The following is a 20,053-nucleotide window of genomic DNA, read 5'->3' as shown; positions in this document are numbered from 1 at the left end:
GATGCGGCCGGCGGGCCGATCGGTTGGGTGCCACGAAAAAGTCGGGCGCCACGAAAAAAGGGGGGCCGGAGCCCCCCTTTCCCGTCGCGCCCGTCTAGCCGATCTTGGTGAACTTCTCCCAGGCGCCGACCGCGGTGCGGTTGGCGATGAGCCGGCCCCCGTTGTCGAGGTCGGCGGTCACGTACGCCCCGTTGGCCCCGGCGAGCACGCTCACCGTGCCGTCGCCGTTGTCCTGCAGCCGGAACCGTTCCCACGGCCCGACGGCGGTCCGGTTCGCGACCAGCTTGCCCCCGTTGGTGAGGTCGGCGGTCACGTAGGACGAGTTGGCGTGCGCGTACAGCGCCACGTCGCCGTTGCCGAGGTCGATGACGTCGTACTGCTCCCAGGCCCCGGCCGCGTCCCGGTTGGCGGTCAGCGTGGCCGTGTTGTTCAGGTCCGTGGTCACGAACTTGCTGTTGGCGTTCGCCTTGAGGCTGACCAGCGCCGGTGCGGGCACCTTGGCGAACTTCTCCCAGGCCCCGACCGCGGCGCGGTTGGCGATGAGCCGGCCCCCGTTGTCGAGGTCTGCGGTCACGTACATGCCGTTGGCCGCCGCGAACAGGCTGATGCTGCCGTCGGAGTTGTCGCCGACGGTGAACTTCTCCCACGCGCCGATCGCGGTCCGGTTGGCGACGAGCTTGCCGCCGTTGGTGAGGTCCGCGGTCACGTAGAGCCCGTTGGCGTGCGAGCGCAGCGCGATGTCGCCGTTGCCGGCGTCGAGCACGTCGTACTGCTCCCAGACCCCGATCGCGTCGCGGCTCGCGGTGAGCGTGGAGCCGTTGTTGAGGTCGGCGGTCACGTACTTGCTGTTGGCGTTGGCCCGCAGCTCGACCGGCGGCCCGTCGGCCGGGATGTCACCGGCGAGCTTGGTCAGCGCCGCGTAGTCGCCGTTGAAGGCGTTCTTGTCGTAGTTGCCGGCCTGCGAGTTGTTGCCGGCCCCGTACTGCCACAGCGTGAACTTCGTCCAGCCGCTGGGCAGGTTGGTCGGCGCGGTGGCCGTGTAGCTGGCCAGGTCGAGCGGGTTGTTCGAGAATTCGGCGTTGTTGCCCGTGCACGGGTTCCACCAGTTCACGTTCGTGTAGATCATCATGTCTCGGCCGGTGCGGGCCTTGACCTGGTCGACGAAGCCGTGGATCCACGCGACCATCGCCGCCGGCGTGAGGTTCCAGCAGGCGGGGAGGCCGAGCGAGGAGTACGGCCACTCCATGTCCAGGAACGGGATCAGGGTCCGGGAGTTGTTGACCCACTCCGCGCGGTCGATGAAGTAGTTCGCCTGGCCGACGGGGTCTCCGAGGTCCGGGCGGGCGAAGTGGTACGCCCCGGTGAGGATGCCGGCGCCCTTGGAAGCGGCGTTGTCGGCGTGGAAGTAGGGGTTGACGTAGAAGTTGCCCTCGGTCGCCTTGATGTAGGCGAAGCGGCCGCCGCTCGCGGCGACACCGGGCCAGTCGATCGGGTAGGACGAGTGGTCGTGGCTGGAGACGTCGATGCCGAGGATCGAGTAGCCCGCCGGCGCCGCGGTGACGGCGGCGGTGGCCGAGTGTGCCCCGGGCGGAAGGCCGCCCTGGGCGTGTCCGCCTCCGTCGCCCGACGGCTGGGCCGACGCGGGCCCGGCCACACCGATCGAGAGCAGGCCGCAGGCGAGAACCGCGGCGGCGAGCTTGGGTACGGATAACCGTAGCGACATGCCCCGAAATGTACGCACCAAAGTGAATTCGCGTTGCCCCTGATGCGTGTGGGATCGGTGAAAGTGTTGTGTCCGGTCGGGCGGCGAAAATGGCACGAAGGGTGGACAACCGGACGGCCGGCAGCCGGTCCTCCGATGCGCCAACCACATCGTGGAGAGCGTGGGGCACCTAAGCTCGTAGGCGTGATCGAGGCTTGGCAGCGGATCTTCCCGGGCGAGCAGACGGTGGGGCGGGACCTGCTGGCCCGCTGGTCGCAGCCGCACCGGCGGTACCACACGCTGGCCCACCTGGCCGTGATGCTGCGCGTCATCGACGAACACGCCGACCTGGCCGACGACGCCGACGCGGTGCGACTGGCGGCGTGGTTCCACGACGCGGTCTACGAGGTGTCCGCCGCCGACAACGAGGAGCAGAGTGCGGCCTTGGCGGGTACAACCCTTGCCGCACTTGGCTTTTCCGCGGAGCGCGCGGCGGAGGTGGCGCGACTGGTGCGCCTGACCGCCGGCCACGCGGTCGAGCCGGGCGATCGCAACGGCGCCCTGCTCGCGGACGCGGATCTGGCCATTCTGGCGGCGGAACGGCCGGACTACGACCGCTACGCCGCGGCGGTGCGCGAGGAGTACGCGGCGGTGCCGGACGACGTGTTCCGGCCGGGGCGGGCGGCCATCCTGCGGAAACTGGCGGACCTGCCGGAGCTTTTCCGGGTTGTACCGGCACGGGCGGAGTGGACCGCCCGTGCCCGCGCCAACCTGGAGACGGAGATCGCTACGCTTCTGGGTGCTCCGTGACGTTCTGCAGGTACAGCGCCTCGCCGAACTTCTCGATGAGCCCGAGCTGGGTCTCGAGGTAGTCGACGTGGTGCTCCTCGTCGGCGAGGATCTCCTCGAAGATGTTCGCCGAGGTGACGTCGCCGATGGAGCGCATGTACTCGATGCCGCGCCGCAGCCGGTCGACGGCCTCCATCTCGATCTGCATGTCGCATTTGAACTGTTCCGGCACCGACTCGCCGATGCGCAGCGGGAACAGGCGCTGGTAGTTCGGCAGGCCCTCCAGGAACAGGATCCGATCGGTGAGCACCTCGGCGTGCTTCATCTCGTCGATCGACTCGTGCTTGGTGTGCTTGGCCAGGATCGTGTATCCCCAGTTCTCCTGCATCTTGGCGTGCAGGAAGTACTGGTTGATCGCCGTGAGCTCGGCGGTCAGCTGCTCGTTCAGAAACTCGATGACTCGTGCGTCCCCTTGCATGGTGGCAGGTTACGCCCCGAACGCCCGTTTCTAGTTGAAAACGGGCACCGCGGCCGCGTTTTCGGCGTCGATCAGGTCGGCGATGCGATCCAGGCAGGTGCCGCAGCCCGTGCCGGCGCCGCACTCGTCGCCGACGGAGTCCTCGCTGCGGGCGCCGGACTGGATGACCCGGCGGATCTCGCACTCGCGGACGCGGTGGCAGATGCAGACATACACAGGGGTGCTCCCTACAGCGACACAGGCCTTGGCGGCGGGGACGTAGTCGGCCCGCGCCGGCTCGCTTAGCCTTACCTAAGCAAGGGTTGCCTAATCTTGCCGCGGAAACAACCCCTGACCAGCCTTTTTCTTGCCCCGAGAATCGGACAAATGGCGCGGCCGCCGCAGCCCGGCGGCAACCAGGCGCTCGACGATCACCCGCTGGCTCACCCGGGTGGCCCCCAGCCACACGGCGATCTGTGCCCGTTCGGCCGAGACGTCGTAGTGGTCGCGCTCGAACGCCCGCCGCGGCACCCCGACCAGCTCCGCGAAGGCATGCAGCTCGGCCGCCGACACATCGCTGATCAGATGGGCGAAGAGGCGCCCGTGAGCGGGCCACCGGGGCGTGTCGATGTAGAGCACAACCACTAGCGTGCCAGGTATGGATCTGCTCGAGGAGTTGCGGGCGGCGCTGCCCCACGAGGGCGGGGTGCTGACCGATCCGGACCTGCTGCGCTCGTACGAGCACGACGAGGCGGACCTGGTGCCGTACGGCACGCCCGCCGTCGTCGTGCGCCCGCGCACCACCGGTCAGGTGTCCGCCGTCCTGCGCGCCGCGAGCCGCCACCGTGTGCCGGTCATCCCCCAGGGCGCCCGCTCGGGCCTGGCCGGGGGCGCCAATGCCATCGACGGCGCGATCGTGCTGTCCCTGATCGCGATGAACGACATCATCGACATCGACGCCGAGAACCGCATCGCGGTCGTCCAGCCCGGCGTGGTCAACGCCCAGCTGCGCCGCGCGGTGGCCGGGCGGGGCATGTACTACCCGCCGGACCCCGGGTCCTGGGAGCAGTCGACCATCGGCGGCAACGTGTCCACCGACGCCGGGGGCATGTGCTGCGTGAAGTACGGGGTCACCAGCGACCACGTGCTCGGCCTCGAGGTGGTGCTGGCCAGCGGCGAGGTGCTCAACTGCGGCCGGCGCACCGCCAAGGGGGTCGCCGGCTACGACCTGACCAGCCTCTTCGTCGGCTCCGAGGGCACCCTGGGCGTGATCACCGAGATCACCGTCCGGCTCCGCCCCGCGCCCGAGCCGTCGCTGACCCTGGTCGCGGTCTTCGACACGTTCGCGGCCGCCGGCGCCGCGGTCTCGGCCGTCGTGGGCTCGGGCCTGACCCCGAGCATGCTCGAGGTCATCGACCGGGTGGCGATGAGCGCGATCGAGGCGTACCGCCCGATGGGTCTACCCACCACCGCGGCGGCGCTGCTGATCGCCTCCGTCGACTCGGGCGTCCGCGCGCCGGACGACCTCGCGGCGATCTCGGCCATGTGCCACCAGGCCCGCGCCGCGGACGTCTTCGTGGCCACCGACGCCGCCGAGGCCGACGCGCTGCTCGCCGCCCGCCGCCTGGCCCACCCGGCCCTGGAGCACTTCGCGGCGCACCTGTTCCCGCTGGGCGGGGGGATCATGGTGGACGACGTGGCGGTACCGCGGACCCGGCTGGTCGAGCTGATCGAGGGCATCGAGCGCATCGCCCAGGAGCACGGCGTGGTGGTCGCGACCGTCGGCCATGCCGGCGACGGCAACCTGCACCCGATAATCGTGATCGACCGCTCCGACGCGGTGAGCCTGGCGCAGGGCCAGAAGGTCTTCGACGCCATCATGTCGCTGGGCCTGTCCCTGGGCGGCACCTCTACCGGCGAGCACGGCGTGGGCCTGCTCAAGCGCGACTGGCTGGCGCGCGAGATCGGCCCGACCGGCCTGAAGGCGCACCGCTCCATCAAGGCCGCCCTGGACCCGGACAACATCCTCAACCCCGGCAAGATCTTCTGACCGCCGGCACGTTTCCGGATTCGTCTCGATCTTGCGTTCCCGCGCTTGGGCAGCGCGTTCGCCCAGGGCACCGTCTTCAGCGGCACTGGCAACTGCAATGTGGCCCGCGCCTCGGCGCGGGCCACATCTGTTGGCCTATGGGGTCCGATCTGACGGCGGGTAAGGCCAGTCGAGCCGGGGATTTTCCGACTCGGCCTCCGACTCCTCCGGCGGCTCGCCGGCCGGCACGGGCACCGGCTCGGGTACGGCGGCGGGCACGGGCCGCGGCGGCTGCGCGGCCCGGGCGGGCGTCGGCACCGGCACCGGGCGTCGGCGGACCGTTGCCAGCAGCTCGCGCGGGGTCGGGATGACGCTCCACAGCGGACGGTCCGGCATTCGGTCGGCGGGGGCCAGCCGCCCCCACAGGACGGCCACCGCCACACAGGCGGCGAAGACGAAGTACCACGGCCAGTAGTTCTGGCCCGTGCCCGGGTTGGTCTCCACGGCCGGGAGTATCCGTGCGGCGTGGGGCTCGCGGATGCGGGCGGCCAGCCAGGTCAGGACCGGGTCGTTGGCGTCGCCGCCGCTGGAGGTGAAGCGGCCGAGCAGCATGACGTCGCCGGTGACCGTGATCGCGAAGCCGACCAGGCCGGTGAGCATGGACAGCGCCAGCGGCAGCCAGTTGTGCAGGCGCTGCAGGGTCACCGCCACGTAGAACGCGAGCAGCGGCACGAGCACGACCGGCAGTCGCCCGGGTGGCGTGAACCCGGCCCACCAGGTGCGGAACGTCGAGACGGCCAGGATGTACGGCAGGATCACCGCGAGCAGCATCCAGTGCGACTGCATGCGGCCGTGGCGCCGGCCAACCAGGAACATGCCGGGCACGGCCAGGGCGAGCACCGGGAAGTGGCTGATGAGGCCGTACTGCCGGTCGAAGAGAATGCCCGCGAGGCCGGTCTGCGGCGGGATCTGGAACAGCCCGTCGCCGAGCGCGGAGTTGCCGGGGGCGGGGCTCAGCGACCGGTAGTGCGTGTAGTTGAAGATCTCCAGCGCGAGCAGGAGCACGACCATCGGCACCGCGGCCGGGATGTACGCCGTCAGCGCCCGCACGCCCTTGAGGCCGCCGCGGTCGACCCGCAGGAGCAGCAGCACCCCGAGGATCACGGTGAACAGCGTGAACCGGCCGTGCACCCAGGGCATCCAGCCCAGCCCGGCCGAGGCGAGCGCGACCTGCCACTTGGCCGGCCGCGCGGCGACGAGCACGCGCACGGCGTACGCGACGAACAGGGCGCCGAACGGGTCGATGAACAGCATGGAGGCGTACATGTACAGCGGCGTGGCGACCACGAAGAGCCCGGTGACGATCGTCGCGTAGGAGCGGACGATGCCGAGCTCGCGCATGATGCGGTACATGACGCCGACGGTGAGGACGCTGGCCAGCACGACGACGAGCTGAGCGCCGTAGCGGCCCCAGATCTCGTACGGGATGGTCCACAGGATCGGCCCGCCGAAGTTGTGCAGCGGCACCATGATGCCGTCGGCGTTGGGGTACACGTGCGCCTCGATGTTGTCCGGGTAGAACACCCGGTAGTCACCGTTGGCGTAGGCCTGCGTCAGGTCGAACGTGTGGTATTTCCCGAGCGCGATGCTCATGATCAGATAGTGCGGCTCGTCGCCGAGCGGCGGCATGCCGAGACGCATCTTCGCGGCGATCGCGTAGAGCACCGCCGAGAACGCCATCAGCGTCCAGGCCAGCTGCCGGTCGCCGAACCGCAGCCGCACCTCGGGCTCCGGATCCGCCGTCTGGGTTGAACGGTTCGCCACTTGCTACCTCCGAGCCATCACACGCGCGCGACGGCGAAGGTAGCACGCCGCCGGATCCCGGGGCGTCCTTCGGGTGGCCGGATCGGAGACACCCGAACTCTTCGTACCGAAAGGGGCAAATAACCCAACCGGCCTGCGTGATCTTGCGAAGCCGCAGGCCCTAGGCACGGTGCCAGACGTCCGGGCGGGTCTGCTCGCCGCTGATGACCGCTCCGGCGACCGTCCGGCCGTCGGCGCCGATCGCCGTCGCCGCCGCCCGCTCGCCGCCGGGTCCGAGCTGCCGATCGGTGCGGCCGCCGAGATGGACGAGCATGGCGTCGCCGGCGCGGTCGCCGCCCATCAGCAGCGCCGTGCCGTCGGCGGTGCCGGCCCGGGCGCCGAAATCGCCGGAGGGCGGCAGCTCGGCAGCGGCGAGGTCAGATGCCCCATTCGTGATTTGCCGCGAAACCGATGCACCGGCTGCGCGGCGCGCCTCTTCCTGATTGGCTTTGTTCAGCCTTCGCCGCTTTGTGTGACGAGTTCCCCGACCTGTCCGTCGAACGGTTCGCAAAGGACTACCCAGGGGACGACGACAACGGGTGGTTTCTCACGCTTGCGCCGGTCACTCTGATAGCTCTCCAGCTTCTCCCACGTGGGCGCGACGGCAACGGTGGTGGCAGGGAGCGGAGCGACCGGTGTCCGGCGGGGAGCAACGGTCGTGCGTCCGATGGGCTGGAGCCCGGATCGTTTCGGCCTCGTGGGCGCGGGTCGGCGCGCGTTGATGCTGGCCGCTTGACCGACCACGATCGACGTGACGGGTGGCCGATTCCGTGGACACGGATGGCCACAATGACGGTCGTGCGTACTCCGAGGCGTTGGTGGGTCGAGCGGCGGCCCGCCGCGTCGGCTGTCGAGCCGGTTGTGACGGACGATGTGCCGTTGCGCCCTATGCCGTTCTGGCCGGTCATGTCCGCGGTCGTGGTGGTCGTGCTGGCCGGTGGTGCTCTGGCGATGTGGCTGCTGGGGGTGTGGTCGCCGGTCCCGACGGTGCCGACGGGTGTCGTGAATCCGGAGTCGTTGCGGCTGGATCGGATCAAGACAGGGCTGACGGTGGCGGCTGGTTTGGCGGCGGGAGCGACGTTGCTGATGACGTTGCGTCGGCAGACGCTGAGTGAGCGGGCGCAGCGTGAGGCGGAGAAGGCGCAGCGGTTCGCGGAGGCGGCGCAGCGGTTCGCGGAGGCCGATGCGTTGGAGCAGCGAACCACTGCACTGTATGTAGCGGCGGCGGATCAGCTTGGCAGCGAAAAGGCGCCGGTACGGCTGGCTGGCTTGTACGCCTTGGAGCGGCTGGGCCAGGACGATCCGAAGCTGCGTCAGACGGTGTTCGACGTGTGGTGTGCCTACTTGCGCATGCCGTTCGATCCGCCTGCCGAGGTCCTGCGGCGGAACGCAGAAGGGTCCCCGGGGTATCTTGCGGCGGACGCTGACGTTCCGGACCGCGCTGAGGACTCGCAACGTCGTCAGGAGCTTGAGGTTCGCCTTACCGCGCAGCGACTGCTGACAACCCATGTGACGGTCGGACCGAATGGCGAAGGTCCGAGCAGCCGCTACTGGTTCAGCACCGACGGTGCAAGGCTCGACGTCGATCTAACCGGTGCAGTGCTGGTGAACCTCGTGATGCGCGATTGCACAGTCAACCGTTTCGCCGTGGTCGGGGCGCAGTTCCACGGCGACGCCTCCCTGCGCGGGGCGCAGTTCCACGGCGACGTTCACCTGCACGACATGTGGGCAAGACCAAGTGTGCTGTTGCCCGAGGGATGGATGCTGTCAAGTCGTCCTGCGCCGGCCGAAGGACTGTTCTTGGTGGTGACTGTGGTGCACGAGGCGGATCAGCATGTAGAAGCTGCGGACGTCGACCTCCTGTTGGGCAACGAAACGTAGTACCTCGCCTCCCCGTGCCCAGCGTTCACCGAGCCGGTGAGCGCTGGGCATCGTCGTGTTCGGCCGAGGTCGCGCGTCCGCCGGGGGCCGCCGCGCCGTGAGCGAAGCGGCAAGGCGCGGCGAGTTCCCGAGCGGCCGCGCAGCGGCCGGAGGCCGCCTTGAAGACGTGTGGAAAGTTTGCGCCCGGACTGGCCGAGCTGCCGGTTCGTACGTGGGGCGATCCGCTGCGCTGGTGCGGGTGGTTGAGCGCTGGTGGAACGGCAAAGGCGGACTGGTGGATGCAACGCGGCACCCACGGTGACCGCGGCGCTCATCCGGCACCTGTGGGCGGGATAGCACGGCTGACCGTTGAGGTGTCTGCCGGCGGCCCTTCATGCTGGAGCACGCCGGAGTACCCATTGGGGGTCAATGCGGCAAGGCCCACTTGCACCGCGAGCGAGAGAACGAGGACGGGGCCTGTCGCTCGCGGACGCCCTGCGCTGTTGCTACCCCGGTCGCGGCCCCCGACCCCGGTCGAGAAGCCCCGCCCGCTCGACAGCCGCTGGGACGACATCACGTAAGCAGCAAGCCTTCGAAAGCGTCTCCAGGGCCGTCCTGGGGACGCTTCGCGTCTCGAGTGCGGATGGCGCGAATAGATCCCTTGTTTAATTGACATCAAGAAATGTCTCGATGAACATGATCTCCGCGCGGCTCAGTGGGGCCGCGAACACAACAGGGAGTAGGTGTTCATGGAGTCGGCACTGAGTCGCCGCGTGAAGCGGTACATCGGCCGGGGTGTCGTGGTCGCCGCGGTGGTCGTCGGGGCGCTGTCGGCGCTCGCCGAGCCCGCCTCGGCCACCCCGTCGGGATGCTCGAGCTACCCGATCACCTGGAACGGGGTCGCAGTCGGCACCGGCGCATTCTGCACCGGCGGCAGCGGCTCGTATCGCGCCTGGGTCACGTGCGACAACTACGCGTACACGCGATACGGCCCGTGGAAGAGTGGCGGAGCGACCAGTTACGCCTACTGCGACCAGCACGTGCTGATCGGGCTTTACGACCCCGCTGACTACTGGGGCTACGAGCTCTGAGCCGGTAGAACCTTCGCGCGGCGCCTCGGGGTTCCCTGGGCGCCGTTTTTCCGCGACAGGTCGGGCGCTTCGCGCCGTGCTCCGTCGACGTCGACGGGAAGTTGCGGCTGTGGGACGCCGCCACCGGCCAGCCCCGCGCCGAGCTGACCGGCCCCACCGGGCCGGTGCGGTCGGTGGCGATCGCCCCGGACGGAACCTGGCCGGCCACCGGCGGCGCCGGCGGGAGGTGCGGCTGTGGGACGCCCCGCTATCGCGCCCCCGACCTCGCCCGAGCATGTTGATGGTGTCCCGCACGACCTGACGTCTCGGCTGCGCCAACTCGCCGCGGACACGCAACGCACGGCCGACCATCCGCTGCTGGCGGACCGAGCCGGGATCGAACCGGGCCTTCGCATCGACTGCCACCATCTCGTCGCCGCCATGGCGGGTTCGCGCACCGCGTAGCCGGCCCGGCCCAGATGTCACCGGTGGCGCATCCGCTGACATCCGAACGGCACATGAGCGCTGACATTAAAGTGGCGCCTCTCACAAAGACGACGCGGGCGTACGTTGCCCGCTGTTGGAGACTGACCGCCCGCGGCAACCTTGCCACCTGGACGGGGAAGGCGGGGGACGCGGTGGCCGCCTGTGACCTGTATGCAGCGTTGCTGCCGGTGCGGGAGCGGGTGTCCGGCCCAGAACGCACGGTGCACTGGCTGAGCGACGGCGGATGGCAGCGGGTTCACCGGTGGCGGTGCTGGATCGTCTGCTGCGGGAGGAACCGTGATGGCGTTGCTACGCCAGTTGCCCCCGAGGTGCCCCCAGCGAGAGCCGGAACACGATTCAGGGCCGACTTCCTTGGTGAAGGAAACCGGCCCTGGCCTGGTGTTTCACGAAGTCGGGGTAGCCGGATTTGAACCGACGGCCTCTTCGTCCCGAACGAAGCGCGCTACCAAGCTGCGCTATACCCCGAGCGTGCCGAGTAATCGTAGCCCACGCCCGTCGCATCCCCAACTCGGTATCCCCCGTGCCGGTCGGAGCCGGGCTGAGCTGGGCCTATACCGACTTCAGGAACGACGCGAGGTGTTGCTCGTACACGGAGGGATCCAGGTTCCAGCCCCGGCAGTGACCCGCCTCACGGGTCTCGACAAGGGTCACGTGCTCGGCCGCGGCGTGGGCGAAGTCCACGGTCGGGGCCGGCGCCACGGTGCGGTCGTCGTGGTCCACGTAGAGCAGGGTGGGCACGTCCAGGCGGGCCGCCAGCGGGCGGTAGTCGAGGTCGGCGCCGCCGACGCCCAGGCGGTGCTGGATGAGCTTGAGCGCCGTCCAGGTCCAGACCGGGGGGACGTTGAGCTGGCGGGCGTTCATGCGCAGCGTCTCGTTCCAGTCGACCACCGGGCAGTCCAGGACCAGGGCGCGCAGGAAGCCGTCGTGGTTCCACTCGCGCAGCAGGTTGAGGATCGCGGCGCCGCCCATCGACCAGCCCATGAGGATCACGTCGCGGGCGCCGGCCGAGCGGGCATAGTCGATCGCCGACTTCACGTCGCGCCACTCGGTGTGGCCGAGGTGGAAGCGGTGGTCGGAGGACGGCGGGGCGTCCGGGTCGTTGCGGTACGAGACGACGAGCGTTCGGTGGCCGGAGGCGGCGAGGGTGGGCAGGGCGCGCAGGGCCTCGCCGCGCGGGGCGCCGCGGCCGTGCACGGCGATGATCCAGGTGTCGTCGGCCGGGCCGGTCGGCGGGACGAGCCACGCCGGGAGCGGTCCGAGCTCGCCCGGGACGATCACCTCGTCGAACGGCAGGCCGCGGGCGCTCGACGGGTCGCCCTCGAAGACGTAGCCCGAGGTGTACCCGCGCACGCCCGTCGTCAGCGCGCCCCGCGTGACCTGGGCCACCTCGCGGGTCACGGTGGCGCGGTCGACGGAGATGACGTCGCCGAGGACGGCGTGGCCCGTGGCCCAGACGAACGACAGCGGGATGTTGCGCGCCGTGTCGGGGGTGCGGGTCAGCGTCATCCGGTTGCCCGCGTAGGCGCGTACGCGCACGGGGTACACCCGCGTGCCGTTCACGTTGAGGACCTGCCCGGCCAGGAGCCAGCCCGCCCCGGCGGTGCCCGTAGGCAGGAGCACGGCGAGCCCGGCGGCCCCGGCGATGCCTGCGTAGGCGGCCCGCCGCGGCCATTTGCGGATCGCCCCGACCGGGGCCGGGAGCGACTCGGCCTGGGCGGTCATCGCGGGATGAGGGTCAGGATGGTTGCCTCCGGGGGGCAGGCGAAGCGGATCGGCGCGGTCGGGTGGGTGCCCAGGCCGGCCGAGACGTGCAGGTACGACTCCGAGAAGGGCCAGCGGTGCAGGCCCTTGGCCATGCTCCGGTCGAGGCCGCAGTTGGTGATCAGGGCGCCGTAGAACGGGACGGCGACCTGCCCGCCGTGGGTGTGCCCGGCCATCAGCAGGTCGAAGCCGTCGTCGGCCATGCGGTCGAGGATGCGCGGCTCGGGGGAGTGGGTCAGGCCGATGCGCAGGTCGACGTCGGCCGCGGCCGGGCCGGCGACGGCGTCGTAGTCGTCGCGGCCGACGTGCGGGTCGTCGACGCCGACGAGCTCGACGGTGCGGCCGCCCGCCTTGATCGTGGTGCGGGCGTTGTTCAGGTCGGCCCAGCCGGAGCCGGCCAGCACGTCGCGCAGCTCCTCGGCGGGCAGCGCGGCACCCTGCACGTACGGCTTTTGCTTGTTGAAGTACCCGAGCGGGTTCTTGAACACCGGGCCGTGGTAGTCGTTGGAGCCGAAGACGAACGCGCCGGGCCGGTCCAGCAGCGGCGTGAGCGCGCGGACGACGGCGGGGACGGCGTCGACGTGGGCCATGTTGTCGCCGGTCACGATGACCAGGTCGGGGTCGGTGCCGGCCAGCTCGGCCACCCAGCGCTGCTTGCGGTGCTGGCCCGGCATCATGTGCAGGTCGCTGATGTGCAGCACCCGCAGCGGCTCGGCGTCGGGGGCGAGCACCGGCACGTCGAAGCGGCGCAGGGTGAACATGTTCCGCTCGACGAGCGAGGCGTAGGCAAAGGTGGCGGCGCCGGCGGCGACGGTGCCGGCCGCGAGTCGCAGAACGGTCTTCGAGCGCATCCGCTCAGCCTACCGGCGCTTTTGCAACGGAATATGAGCATGATCCGACCGATAGACTTTTCTCATGTTGAAGGCACGCCTGGAATCCGACCTGCGCGACGCCATGAAGGCTCGTGACGAGCTGGTGACGTCGACCCTGCGGATGGCGATCGCCGCGGTGCGAAACGCGGAGGTCGCCGGCAAGTCCGCCCGTGAGCTCTCCGACGACGAGATCCTCTCGGTGCTCACCAAGGAGGCCAAGAAGCGGCGCGAGGCCGCCGACGCGTTCGCCGGCGCGGGCCGCGAGGCCCAGGCGGCGAAGGAGCGCGCCGAGGAGGAGGTCATCACGGGGTACCTGCCGAAGCAGCTCTCCGAGGATGAGCTCGCCGGCATCGTGCGCGAGGCCCTCGCCGCCGGCGGGTTCAGCGGTCCCCAGCAGATGGGGCCGGCGATGAAGGCCGCGCAGGCCGCGGTCGCCGGGCGCGCCGAGGGCGGCCGGGTCGCCGCACTCGTCAAGGCGCAGCTGACCGCGGGCTGACGCAAACCCGACAGCGAAAACGGCGGGCGCCCCTCAAGGGGGTGCCCGCCGTTTTTCATGCCTTCAGGTGATCAGCACACCCACGGGATCGGGCAGTTGCCGTTGTCGTTCGGAACGTCGCCGTTGGGCACCGCGTCGTTCCCGCCGCCGTTGTTGTCGCCGCCGTTGTTGCCGGCGTAGGGCGCGGCCGGCGCGCCCGGGCCCTTGCTGACGACCAGCTGGACCGAGCTGCCCTTGACCGTGGAGCCGGCCGGGTTGGTGCGGTCCACCGTGCCCGGCGGGCACTGCGAGGCGACCTGGCCGGAGGCGACCGAGACCGAGAAGCCCGCGTTCTTGATCTTGGCCCGGGCCTGGTCGACCGAGAGGCACTTGACCGACGGGATGTCGACCAGCTTGCCCTGCGAGCGGTCCTTGGTCGGCGGGGTGAACTGCACGACCGGCTGGCCGGCCAGGCCGTCGCGGAGCACCCCCAGCGCGGCGTAGTTGACCGGCGGGTGCTTCATGTCCTTGTTGGTCTCGGGCCAGTCCGGGTCGGTCAGGAAGCCGGAGACCGCGAGCTGCTTGGTCATGACGGTGAACGTGGCGCTCTTCTCGGAGTCCGTCGTGCCTGTCTTGCCGGCGATCGGCCGCTTCACGAAGTCCCGGGCGTACCCGGCGGTGGCGCCGGCGCACTTGCCCGACGCCGACTGGTCGCCGACCGGGCAGCGGGCCATGTCGACGGCCGCGCGCGCGACCTCGGGGTCGATGGCCTGCTTGCACTTGGGGTCGAGTCCGTCGACCTTCTTGCCGCTGTTGTCCTTGACCTCGAGGATCGGGGTCGGCTCGCAGTACACGCCGTCCGCGGCGAGCGTGCCGTAGGCGTTGGCCAGCTGCAGCGGGGTCGTCGCCGAGACGCCCAGGGTGAATGCGCCCCAGCCCTTCGGGTTGGCCGCGAGCTTGGCGTCCTCGGGCGCGTTGAACTGGATGCCCATGCGCTTGGCCACGTCGACCACGTGGTCGACGCCGACCTGCTGCTCCAGTGGCACGAAGAACGTGTTGATGGAGCTGCCGAAGCCGGTCCACATGTTGTACGGGCCGGACTGGCCGCCGGAGTTCTTCGGGCAGTAGTGGTTGCCGTTGCAGGCGGCGGGGCTGCCGGCGCTGATGATGAAGTCGGAGACGAACTGCTTCTCCGTCTGGATCGTCGTGGCCAGCGGCAGCCCGGACTCGAGGGCCGCGACCGCGGTGAAGATCTTGAACGCGGAGCCGGCCTGGTAGCCGGGGATGTCCGTGTCACCGGTGATGATCGGCACCGTGGTGTTGGGCCAGTTGCCCTTCTGGTTCTTCTTGTCCGGGTTGGTGTTCCTGCCGTTCTGGGTCTGGTCGTTGCTGAAGTTGCGGTTGGTGGCCAGGGCGGTCACGCGGCCGGTGCCGGGCTGGATCGCCGCGAGCATCATCGCGTTGGACTGGCCCAGCGTGACCTTCTGGTCCTTGGAGACCAAGGGCTGGTCCTGGGCGTACCGGAACGCCGCCGTCTGCGTCTGGATGTCGAGCGAGGAGATGACCGTGTAGCCGCCGGCCCGCAGCCGGTTGGCGCGCTGGTACTGGTCCTCGCCGAACACCTTCTGGTCGGTCCACCAGCGGCGCATGTAGTCGCAGAAGAAGCCCGCGCCGAGCTCCGGGCGCTGGATCGACTCGCAGCCCTCGGGAGTGCGCTTGCCGACGATGGTGAGCTTCACGCCGCTGGCGGCGTCGGCCGCGGCCTTGTCGATGTAGCCCATCGAGACCATCTGGTTCAGCACGTACTTCTGCCGCTCCAGCGCCCGCGGCAGGCCCTCGGCCGTGGCCGGGTCGTTGGTGCCGGGCGCCTTGACGAGGCCGGCGATGAGCGCGGCCTCGGGGAGCGTGAGGTCCTTGGGGTCCTTCTCGAAGTACACGTGCGCGGCCGCGAAGACGCCGTAGGCGCCGTGGCCGAAGGGCGCGATGTTGAGGTACCGCTCGAGGATCTCCTTCTTGGAGAGCTTCTTCTCGAGGTCGATCGCGTACTTCATCTCGCGCAGCTTGCGCGTGGGCGTCTTGTCGGTGGCGTCCACGACCTCCTGCGGCGTGCGCGCGGAGTAGGCGATGGCCTGGCGCACGTACTGCATCGTGAGCGTCGAGGCGCCCTGCTCGGTCTGCCCGCCGGCGTTCTGGTTGGCCACGAACGCGCGGGCCACACCCTTCACGTCGACCCCGCGGTGCTCGTAGAACCGGTTGTCCTCGGCCGCGACCATCGCCTGCTGCATGACCGGGGCGACGTCGTCGATCTTCACGTCGCGGCGGTTCTCGTCGTACATCATCGCCAGCAGCGTCTTGCCGTCGGAGGCGTAGACGTAGGAGATCTGCGGCGAGGGCAGCACGTCGATGTCGGTCGGCAGGTTCTCGAACGTGTCGGATCCGGCCTTCGCGGCCAGACCGGACATCGCAACCGCCGGGAATGCGGCCGCGGCCACCACCAGTCCGGCCAAGAGCCCACACAGCAGCAGAGAAGCCGCGTTGGGCAGCAGGCCGTGCTCGCGTTTGCGCATCCAGGTCACCGCCTCAGACTACGGGACGACGTCAGGAGGCCGCGTCCAGATGGACGCGCCCTCGTTGTCCTAGACGCGTCACACCGAGTGTGAGGTTGACCCAGTTCCGATTCTGCGGCACGCCGCACGGGGGTCGTCGGCAGTTTGGGCAAATCACACCCGTTAGTGGCGCACCGCTAGCACGAACCGGCCTTTTGGTGGATCGCGAAAGGCCGGGCAACCCGGTGCAACAACTTTACGTAACTGAACGACTACAGAACATGATGTTCCGGAAAGCTCCTTTCGGGGTTCCCGTGGCCGGGGACCCAGCTGTCGCGCCGGGCAATCCGGCGAACTGCACCCGAATGCCATGGGGGGACGTGGTTTGGGCGCTTTTCGCCGGGGCAAGACCGGCGGATGGACCCGGGGGGAGTCCAAGGGGGGAAGAGGAAATATGAGCATGGTCGTCGACTGGCCCAGCATCGCCGCGTGTCGCAATGGCGACCCGGACGCCTTGTTCGTCCAGGGTGCCGAGCAGAACGTGGCGAAGCGGATCTGCCGGAGCTGCCCCGTGCGGTACGAATGCCTGGCGGACGCCCTCGACAACCGGATCGAGTTCGGGGTGTGGGGCGGCATGACCGAGCGCGAGCGCCGCGCGTTGCTGCGCCGTCATCCGCAGGTGCCCAGCTGGCGCAAGATGTTCGAAGCGGCCATGGACCGCGACGGCGTCAGCAAGGAGACCAAGGAGCTGGTGCCGACCGGCTGATCGCAGCCGCTACGCGAGAGTCGCTCCGATCGCGCGCAGCCCGTCGAGGTCATGGACGTCGGCGGGCTGGGCCGGAATGCGGACGACCGGCACGCCGGGGTGGGCGCGCAGGAACCGGCCGGAGACCGCCGCCTGCCGATCGTGCTGGTCGGCCAGGTCCGCGTGCACCCGCAGCACTTCCGCCGTCGCCCGGTGGTCGCCGAGCTCGTCGAGACGCTCCGCAGCCGCCCGTGCGTCGTCCGCCGCGAGCGCCGACGCCGCGACCGGCACCACCCGGTTGAGCACCAGGCCCGCCAGCGGCATGCGGTCGGCCGCGAGCCGCCCGGCGAAGTAGACCGCCTCGCGCACCGCGTCGGGCTCGGGCGACGCGACGACCAGGAACGCCGTCTCGGGGGCCTGCAGCACGCGGTACGTCTGCTCGGCGCGCTCGCGGAAGCCGCCGAACATCGAGTCCAGCGCGCCGACGAAGCCCGACAGGTCGGTAAGCAGCTGGGCGCCCAGGATCTTGGTCACGGTCCGGCTGAACAGCCCGAACGAGGCCGAGACCAGGTTGAACACGCTGCGGCCGCCGGCCCGCGCCGGGGCGAGCAGCAGACGCAGCATCCGGCCGTCGAGGAACCGCGACAGCCGGGCCGGCGCGTCGAGGAAGTCCAGCGCCGAGCGCGACGGCGGGGTGTCGACCACGATGAGGTCCCACTCCTCGCGCGCCCGCAGCTGGCCCAGCTTCTCCATGGCCATGTACTCCTGCGTGCCCGAGAACGTCGAGCTCATGGCCTGGTAGAAGGGGTTGGCGAAGATCTCCTCGGCCTTCTTCGGGTCGGTGTGCGCGAGCACGACCTCGTCGAAGGTCCGCTTCATGTCCAGCATCATGGCCTGCAGCTCGGCCGAGTCCGGCTGGAGACCCTTGACCTGGCGGGGCGTGTTGTCCAGCTCGGTGAGGCCGAGGGCCTGGGCCAGCCGCCGGGCCGGGTCGATGGTCAGGACGACCGTGCGCCGGCCGTGCTCCTCGGCCGCACGCAGCGCGAGCGCGGCGGCCGTCGTCGTCTTGCCGACGCCGCCCGAGCCGCAGCAGACCACGATCCGGATCGCGCGGTCGGCGAGGATCGCATCAAGATCGAGGCCGGGTGACCGCGTCTCGGCAGTGGGAGGCACTCTGCGAGCGTATCCGCTGCGGGCATCCTCAAGCAGTCGTGAGGAGCAGATCACCGAGCGACTCGAGGGTCGCCGCCGTCACACCCTCGGGGACGACCGGCAGCTCGACCACCGGTCGGCCGAGGCCCTGCAGCTCCGCGCGCAGGGAGGACTCGGCGGCGACCTTGGTCTGGTAGGCGCGCGCCTCGCCGGCCAGGCCGCCCAGCAGCTCCTTGTCGACCGGCAACCCGGCCGCGGTCAGCCCGCGGCGCAGGTCGGCCTGCGTGACCTTCACCCCGGCCAGCACCGGCGGGCGGGTGGCGTTGACGATCACGGTGCCGATCGGGATGCCCAGGCGGGTCAGCTCCTCGATCGCGTCCGATGTCTCCTGGACCGGCATCTCCTCCAGGAGGGTGACCACGTGCACGGCGGTCATCGGCGAACGCAGGATGGCCGCCACCCCCTCGCTCTGGGTCTTGATCGGGCCGACCTTGGCCAGCCGTGCCGTCTCGGCCGTCACGTTGAGGAAGCGGCCCACCCGGCCGGTCGGCGGGGCGTCGAGCACGACGGCGTCGTAGACCCGGCGGCCGTCGACGGTCCGCGTGACCGCCTCCTTGATCTTGCCGGTCAGCAGCACGTCGCGCAGGCCCGGGGCGACCGTGGTGGCGAAGTCGACCGCGCCGACCTTGCGCAGGGCCCGGCCCGCCACGCCGAGGCGGTAGAACATCTCCAGGTACTCCAGCAGCGCCTCTTCGACGTCCACCGCCAGCGCCCGCATCTCCCCGCCGCCGCGGGCCGAGGCGATGCGCAGCTCCTGGTAGGGCAGCGGATCGCGGTCGAAGAGCTGGGCGATGCCCTGCCGCGCCTCGACCTCGATCAGGAGGGTCCGTTTCCCGTCGCGCGCCAGTGCCAGCGCGAGGGCGGCGGCCACGGTCGTCTTGCCCGTGCCGCCCTTGCCGGTGACCACATGCAGACGGGCGGGCCAGCCGTAGCCGCCCCGCCCGTCCGAAGTCTCGCGCGCCGTCACGCCCTCGACGCTACCTGGTCGAGGCCATCCGTCACCCGGCGGTGATCTCACACACGAACCAGCCCTTGCCCTTGGAGGCGATGTAGTGGTACTTCGTCTCCGCGACCTTCTCGTCGCTGGTGGTCACCTTCACCGTGGTGGCCAGCGTGGCCTCGTCGCCGGTCTGCTTCTCGACGGTCGGGGTCGGCCAGGTGTACGTCGGGCTGCTGAGGCTCGCGTCGTACTTGCGGATGTCGTCGATCCGCGCGTTCAGCTTCTCCTTGTTGCGCGACGAGGAGCAGACGTACTTGAGCGCCTCCTCGCTGTTCTTGTTCTTGTACACCGCGGTGAGGAAGCTGTTGACCGCCTCGACCGCCGTCGGCGCGCCCGTGCCCTGGTTGTTCTGCACCACGAAGTAGGCCGCGGCGCCGCCACCGCCGCAGAGCACGATCACGACGCCCAGGATGATCAGCGTGATCATCAGGCCGCGCTTCTTCTTGACCGGGGCCTGCTGCGGGTACACCGGGTAGCCCGGCGCCGGCGGGCCGGAGAACGGCGGCGCCATGCCCGGCTGCGGAATCCCGCTGGTCGGCGCGCCCATGGGACCCGTCGGGAACTGGCCGGTGGGCGGCGGGAACTGCCCCGTGGGCTGCCCGAACGCGCCGGTGGTGGGCATCTGCCCGGTCGGCTGGCCGTAGGGCTGGGCGTACGGCTGCCCGGACATCGGCGGCGCCGACGTGGGCGGCGGGCCGTAGGGGTCCGGCTGTGGCGCGTACGGGTCCGGCTGCGGCGGCTGCACCGTGTACTGCTCGGGCTGCGGCGGCACGGCGAACGGATCCTGCACCGGCGGGGGCGGCGGCCAGCCCGGCTGACCGGGTTGTCCGGGTTGACCCGGATACTCGGGCTGACCCGGGTATGGGGGCGGTTGCGTCATTTCTCCCACCTTTGTGCGACACACGCGACGGCGGCCCTCACAGTAGCGTCACGCGGCCACCGATGGGGGGTCCCGATATCAGGCTGTGCCCGACAAACCCGGACGGCCCGGCGTTACTGTCCCCACATGCAGAAATGGGAGTACCTGACCGCGCCGCTGCTGGTCCACAACACGAAAATGATCCTCGACAACTTCGGCGAGGAGGGCTGGGAGCTGGTGGCCATCGTGCCCGGCCCCAACCCGGAGAACCTGGTCGCGTACTTCAAGCGTCCGAAGGCCGGCTGA

General features: G+C 70.2%; 20 protein-coding genes and 1 tRNA gene. 8 read left to right on the top strand and 13 right to left on the bottom strand.

All coding sequences use genetic code 11. From position 1 onward, the window contains the following. Window positions 1-94: 94 nt before the first annotated feature. Entirely contained in the window at window positions 95-1,723 is a 1,629-nt protein-coding gene (locus AB0B76_RS31235; protein ID WP_360382174.1) for a GH25 family lysozyme, read from the bottom strand. Between the two features lie 183 nt (window positions 1,724-1,906). Here AB0B76_RS31235 and AB0B76_RS31230 point away from each other — a divergent pair, with 183 nt between their 5' ends. Next, window positions 1,907-2,512 carry a metal-dependent phosphohydrolase gene (locus tag AB0B76_RS31230; protein WP_360382172.1) on the top strand — a complete coding sequence of 202 codons (606 nt, stop codon included), beginning with the start codon at window positions 1,907-1,909 and terminating at the stop codon, window positions 2,510-2,512. Here AB0B76_RS31230 and bfr read toward each other — a convergent pair. The 3 genes from bfr to AB0B76_RS31215 all read right to left on the bottom strand — a co-directional run bounded on the left by bfr (window position 2,490) and on the right by AB0B76_RS31215 (window position 3,587). After that, window positions 2,490-2,969, bottom strand: coding sequence for a bacterioferritin (gene bfr / locus AB0B76_RS31225; protein ID WP_360382170.1), 480 nt, complete (start codon window positions 2,967-2,969; stop codon window positions 2,490-2,492). The genes AB0B76_RS31230 and bfr overlap by 23 nt on opposite strands. A gap of 30 nt (window positions 2,970-2,999) precedes the next feature. Then, a complete protein-coding gene (locus AB0B76_RS31220) occupies window positions 3,000-3,185 on the bottom strand; it encodes a (2Fe-2S)-binding protein (protein ID WP_360382168.1) in 186 nt (61 codons plus the stop codon). A 90-nt stretch (window positions 3,186-3,275) separates the two neighbouring features. After that, entirely contained in the window at window positions 3,276-3,587 is a 312-nt protein-coding gene (locus AB0B76_RS31215; protein ID WP_360382166.1) for a DUF4031 domain-containing protein, read from the bottom strand. A gap of 19 nt (window positions 3,588-3,606) precedes the next feature. Here AB0B76_RS31215 and AB0B76_RS31210 point away from each other — a divergent pair, with 19 nt between their 5' ends. After that, window positions 3,607-4,998, top strand: coding sequence for an FAD-linked oxidase C-terminal domain-containing protein (locus tag AB0B76_RS31210; RefSeq protein ID WP_360382164.1), 1,392 nt, complete (start codon window positions 3,607-3,609; stop codon window positions 4,996-4,998). Window positions 4,999-5,133: 135 nt separating this feature from the next. Here AB0B76_RS31210 and AB0B76_RS31205 read toward each other — a convergent pair whose 3' ends face one another. After that, complete coding sequence (locus AB0B76_RS31205) at window positions 5,134-6,801, bottom strand: hypothetical protein (protein ID WP_360382162.1); 1,668 nt, start codon at window positions 6,799-6,801, stop codon at window positions 5,134-5,136. Between the two features lie 160 nt (window positions 6,802-6,961). Continuing rightward, complete coding sequence (locus tag AB0B76_RS31200; RefSeq protein ID WP_360382160.1) at window positions 6,962-7,141, bottom strand: hypothetical protein; 180 nt, start codon at window positions 7,139-7,141, stop codon at window positions 6,962-6,964. Window positions 7,142-7,629: 488 nt separating this feature from the next. Here AB0B76_RS31200 and AB0B76_RS31195 point away from each other — a divergent pair, with 488 nt between their 5' ends. The 3 genes from AB0B76_RS31195 (at window position 7,630) to AB0B76_RS31185 (ending at window position 10,235) form a co-directional block, all read left to right on the top strand. Continuing rightward, entirely contained in the window at window positions 7,630-8,721 is a 1,092-nt protein-coding gene (locus AB0B76_RS31195) for a hypothetical protein (protein WP_360382158.1), read from the top strand. A 728-nt stretch (window positions 8,722-9,449) separates the two neighbouring features. Then, entirely contained in the window at window positions 9,450-9,791 is a 342-nt protein-coding gene (locus AB0B76_RS31190; RefSeq protein WP_360382156.1) for a hypothetical protein, read from the top strand. 234 nt (window positions 9,792-10,025) lie between these two features. Next, window positions 10,026-10,235, top strand: coding sequence for a hypothetical protein (locus AB0B76_RS31185; RefSeq protein ID WP_360382154.1), 210 nt, complete (start codon window positions 10,026-10,028; stop codon window positions 10,233-10,235). A gap of 433 nt (window positions 10,236-10,668) precedes the next feature. Here the strand turns inward: AB0B76_RS31185 and AB0B76_RS31180 are convergent. The 3 genes from AB0B76_RS31180 to AB0B76_RS31170 form a co-directional block, all read right to left on the bottom strand. Further along, a tRNA-Pro gene (locus tag AB0B76_RS31180) sits at window positions 10,669-10,742 on the bottom strand. Window positions 10,743-10,826: 84 nt separating this feature from the next. Next, complete coding sequence (locus tag AB0B76_RS31175) at window positions 10,827-11,999, bottom strand: alpha/beta fold hydrolase (protein ID WP_360382152.1); 1,173 nt, start codon at window positions 11,997-11,999, stop codon at window positions 10,827-10,829. Next, window positions 11,996-12,889, bottom strand: a complete 894-nt coding sequence (locus AB0B76_RS31170; protein WP_360382150.1) for a metallophosphoesterase — start codon at window positions 12,887-12,889, stop codon at window positions 11,996-11,998. The genes AB0B76_RS31175 and AB0B76_RS31170 overlap by 4 nt, the downstream gene beginning before the upstream one ends. Window positions 12,890-12,953: 64 nt before the next feature. Between AB0B76_RS31170 and AB0B76_RS31165 the strand changes: the two genes are divergently transcribed. Then, complete coding sequence (locus AB0B76_RS31165) at window positions 12,954-13,406, top strand: GatB/YqeY domain-containing protein (RefSeq protein ID WP_360382148.1); 453 nt, start codon at window positions 12,954-12,956, stop codon at window positions 13,404-13,406. Window positions 13,407-13,477: 71 nt separating this feature from the next. Here AB0B76_RS31165 and AB0B76_RS31160 read toward each other — a convergent pair whose 3' ends face one another. After that, complete coding sequence (locus AB0B76_RS31160) at window positions 13,478-15,952, bottom strand: transglycosylase domain-containing protein (protein WP_360382146.1); 2,475 nt, start codon at window positions 15,950-15,952, stop codon at window positions 13,478-13,480. Between the two features lie 433 nt (window positions 15,953-16,385). On the opposite strand from AB0B76_RS31160, the gene AB0B76_RS31155 reads away from it, so the two are divergent. Continuing rightward, window positions 16,386-16,697 carry a WhiB family transcriptional regulator gene (locus AB0B76_RS31155; RefSeq protein WP_360382144.1) on the top strand — a complete coding sequence of 104 codons (312 nt, stop codon included), beginning with the start codon at window positions 16,386-16,388 and terminating at the stop codon, window positions 16,695-16,697. Between the two features lie 9 nt (window positions 16,698-16,706). Here AB0B76_RS31155 and AB0B76_RS31150 read toward each other — a convergent pair whose 3' ends face one another. From AB0B76_RS31150 to AB0B76_RS31140, 3 genes are read right to left on the bottom strand one after another with little or no spacing between them, the layout of a single operon-like run. Next, complete coding sequence (locus AB0B76_RS31150; protein WP_360382142.1) at window positions 16,707-17,849, bottom strand: ArsA-related P-loop ATPase; 1,143 nt, start codon at window positions 17,847-17,849, stop codon at window positions 16,707-16,709. Window positions 17,850-17,877: 28 nt separating this feature from the next. Beyond that, window positions 17,878-18,855 carry an ArsA-related P-loop ATPase gene (locus AB0B76_RS31145; protein WP_360382140.1) on the bottom strand — a complete coding sequence of 326 codons (978 nt, stop codon included), beginning with the start codon at window positions 18,853-18,855 and terminating at the stop codon, window positions 17,878-17,880. 31 nt (window positions 18,856-18,886) lie between these two features. Further along, entirely contained in the window at window positions 18,887-19,768 is an 882-nt protein-coding gene (locus tag AB0B76_RS31140; RefSeq protein WP_360382138.1) for a hypothetical protein, read from the bottom strand. Window positions 19,769-19,894: 126 nt separating this feature from the next. On the opposite strand from AB0B76_RS31140, the gene AB0B76_RS31135 reads away from it, so the two are divergent. Next, entirely contained in the window at window positions 19,895-20,053 is a 159-nt protein-coding gene (locus AB0B76_RS31135) for a hypothetical protein (RefSeq protein WP_190251269.1), read from the top strand.

It is taken from the genome of Dactylosporangium sp. NPDC049140 (assembly GCF_040648435.1).
This window is presented reverse-complemented; position numbering and strand designations above follow the sequence as displayed.

What these genes read in the sequence shown, in the direction of transcription:
- AB0B76_RS31235 (WP_360382174.1), bottom strand. Translation starts at nt 1,723, where the DNA reads ATGTCGCTACGGTTATCCGTACCCAAGCTCGCCGCCGCGGTTCTCGCC.
- bfr (WP_360382170.1), bottom strand. Translation starts at nt 2,969, where the DNA reads ATGCAAGGGGACGCACGAGTCATCGAGTTTCTGAACGAGCAGCTGACC.
- AB0B76_RS31210 (WP_360382164.1), top strand. Translation starts at nt 3,607, where the DNA reads ATGGATCTGCTCGAGGAGTTGCGGGCGGCGCTGCCCCACGAGGGCGGG.
- AB0B76_RS31200 (WP_360382160.1), bottom strand. Translation starts at nt 7,141, where the DNA reads ATGGGCGGCGACCGCGCCGGCGACGCCATGCTCGTCCATCTCGGCGGC.
- AB0B76_RS31195 (WP_360382158.1), top strand. Translation starts at nt 7,630, where the DNA reads ATGACGGTCGTGCGTACTCCGAGGCGTTGGTGGGTCGAGCGGCGGCCC.
- AB0B76_RS31190 (WP_360382156.1), top strand. Translation starts at nt 9,450, where the DNA reads ATGGAGTCGGCACTGAGTCGCCGCGTGAAGCGGTACATCGGCCGGGGT.
- AB0B76_RS31175 (WP_360382152.1), bottom strand. Translation starts at nt 11,999, where the DNA reads ATGACCGCCCAGGCCGAGTCGCTCCCGGCCCCGGTCGGGGCGATCCGC.
- AB0B76_RS31170 (WP_360382150.1), bottom strand. Translation starts at nt 12,889, where the DNA reads ATGCGCTCGAAGACCGTTCTGCGACTCGCGGCCGGCACCGTCGCCGCC.
- AB0B76_RS31165 (WP_360382148.1), top strand. Translation starts at nt 12,954, where the DNA reads ATGTTGAAGGCACGCCTGGAATCCGACCTGCGCGACGCCATGAAGGCT.
- AB0B76_RS31160 (WP_360382146.1), bottom strand. Translation starts at nt 15,952, where the DNA reads ATGCGCAAACGCGAGCACGGCCTGCTGCCCAACGCGGCTTCTCTGCTG.
- AB0B76_RS31155 (WP_360382144.1), top strand. Translation starts at nt 16,386, where the DNA reads ATGAGCATGGTCGTCGACTGGCCCAGCATCGCCGCGTGTCGCAATGGC.
- AB0B76_RS31140 (WP_360382138.1), bottom strand. Translation starts at nt 19,768, where the DNA reads ATGACGCAACCGCCCCCATACCCGGGTCAGCCCGAGTATCCGGGTCAA.
- AB0B76_RS31135 (WP_190251269.1), top strand. Translation starts at nt 19,895, where the DNA reads ATGCAGAAATGGGAGTACCTGACCGCGCCGCTGCTGGTCCACAACACG.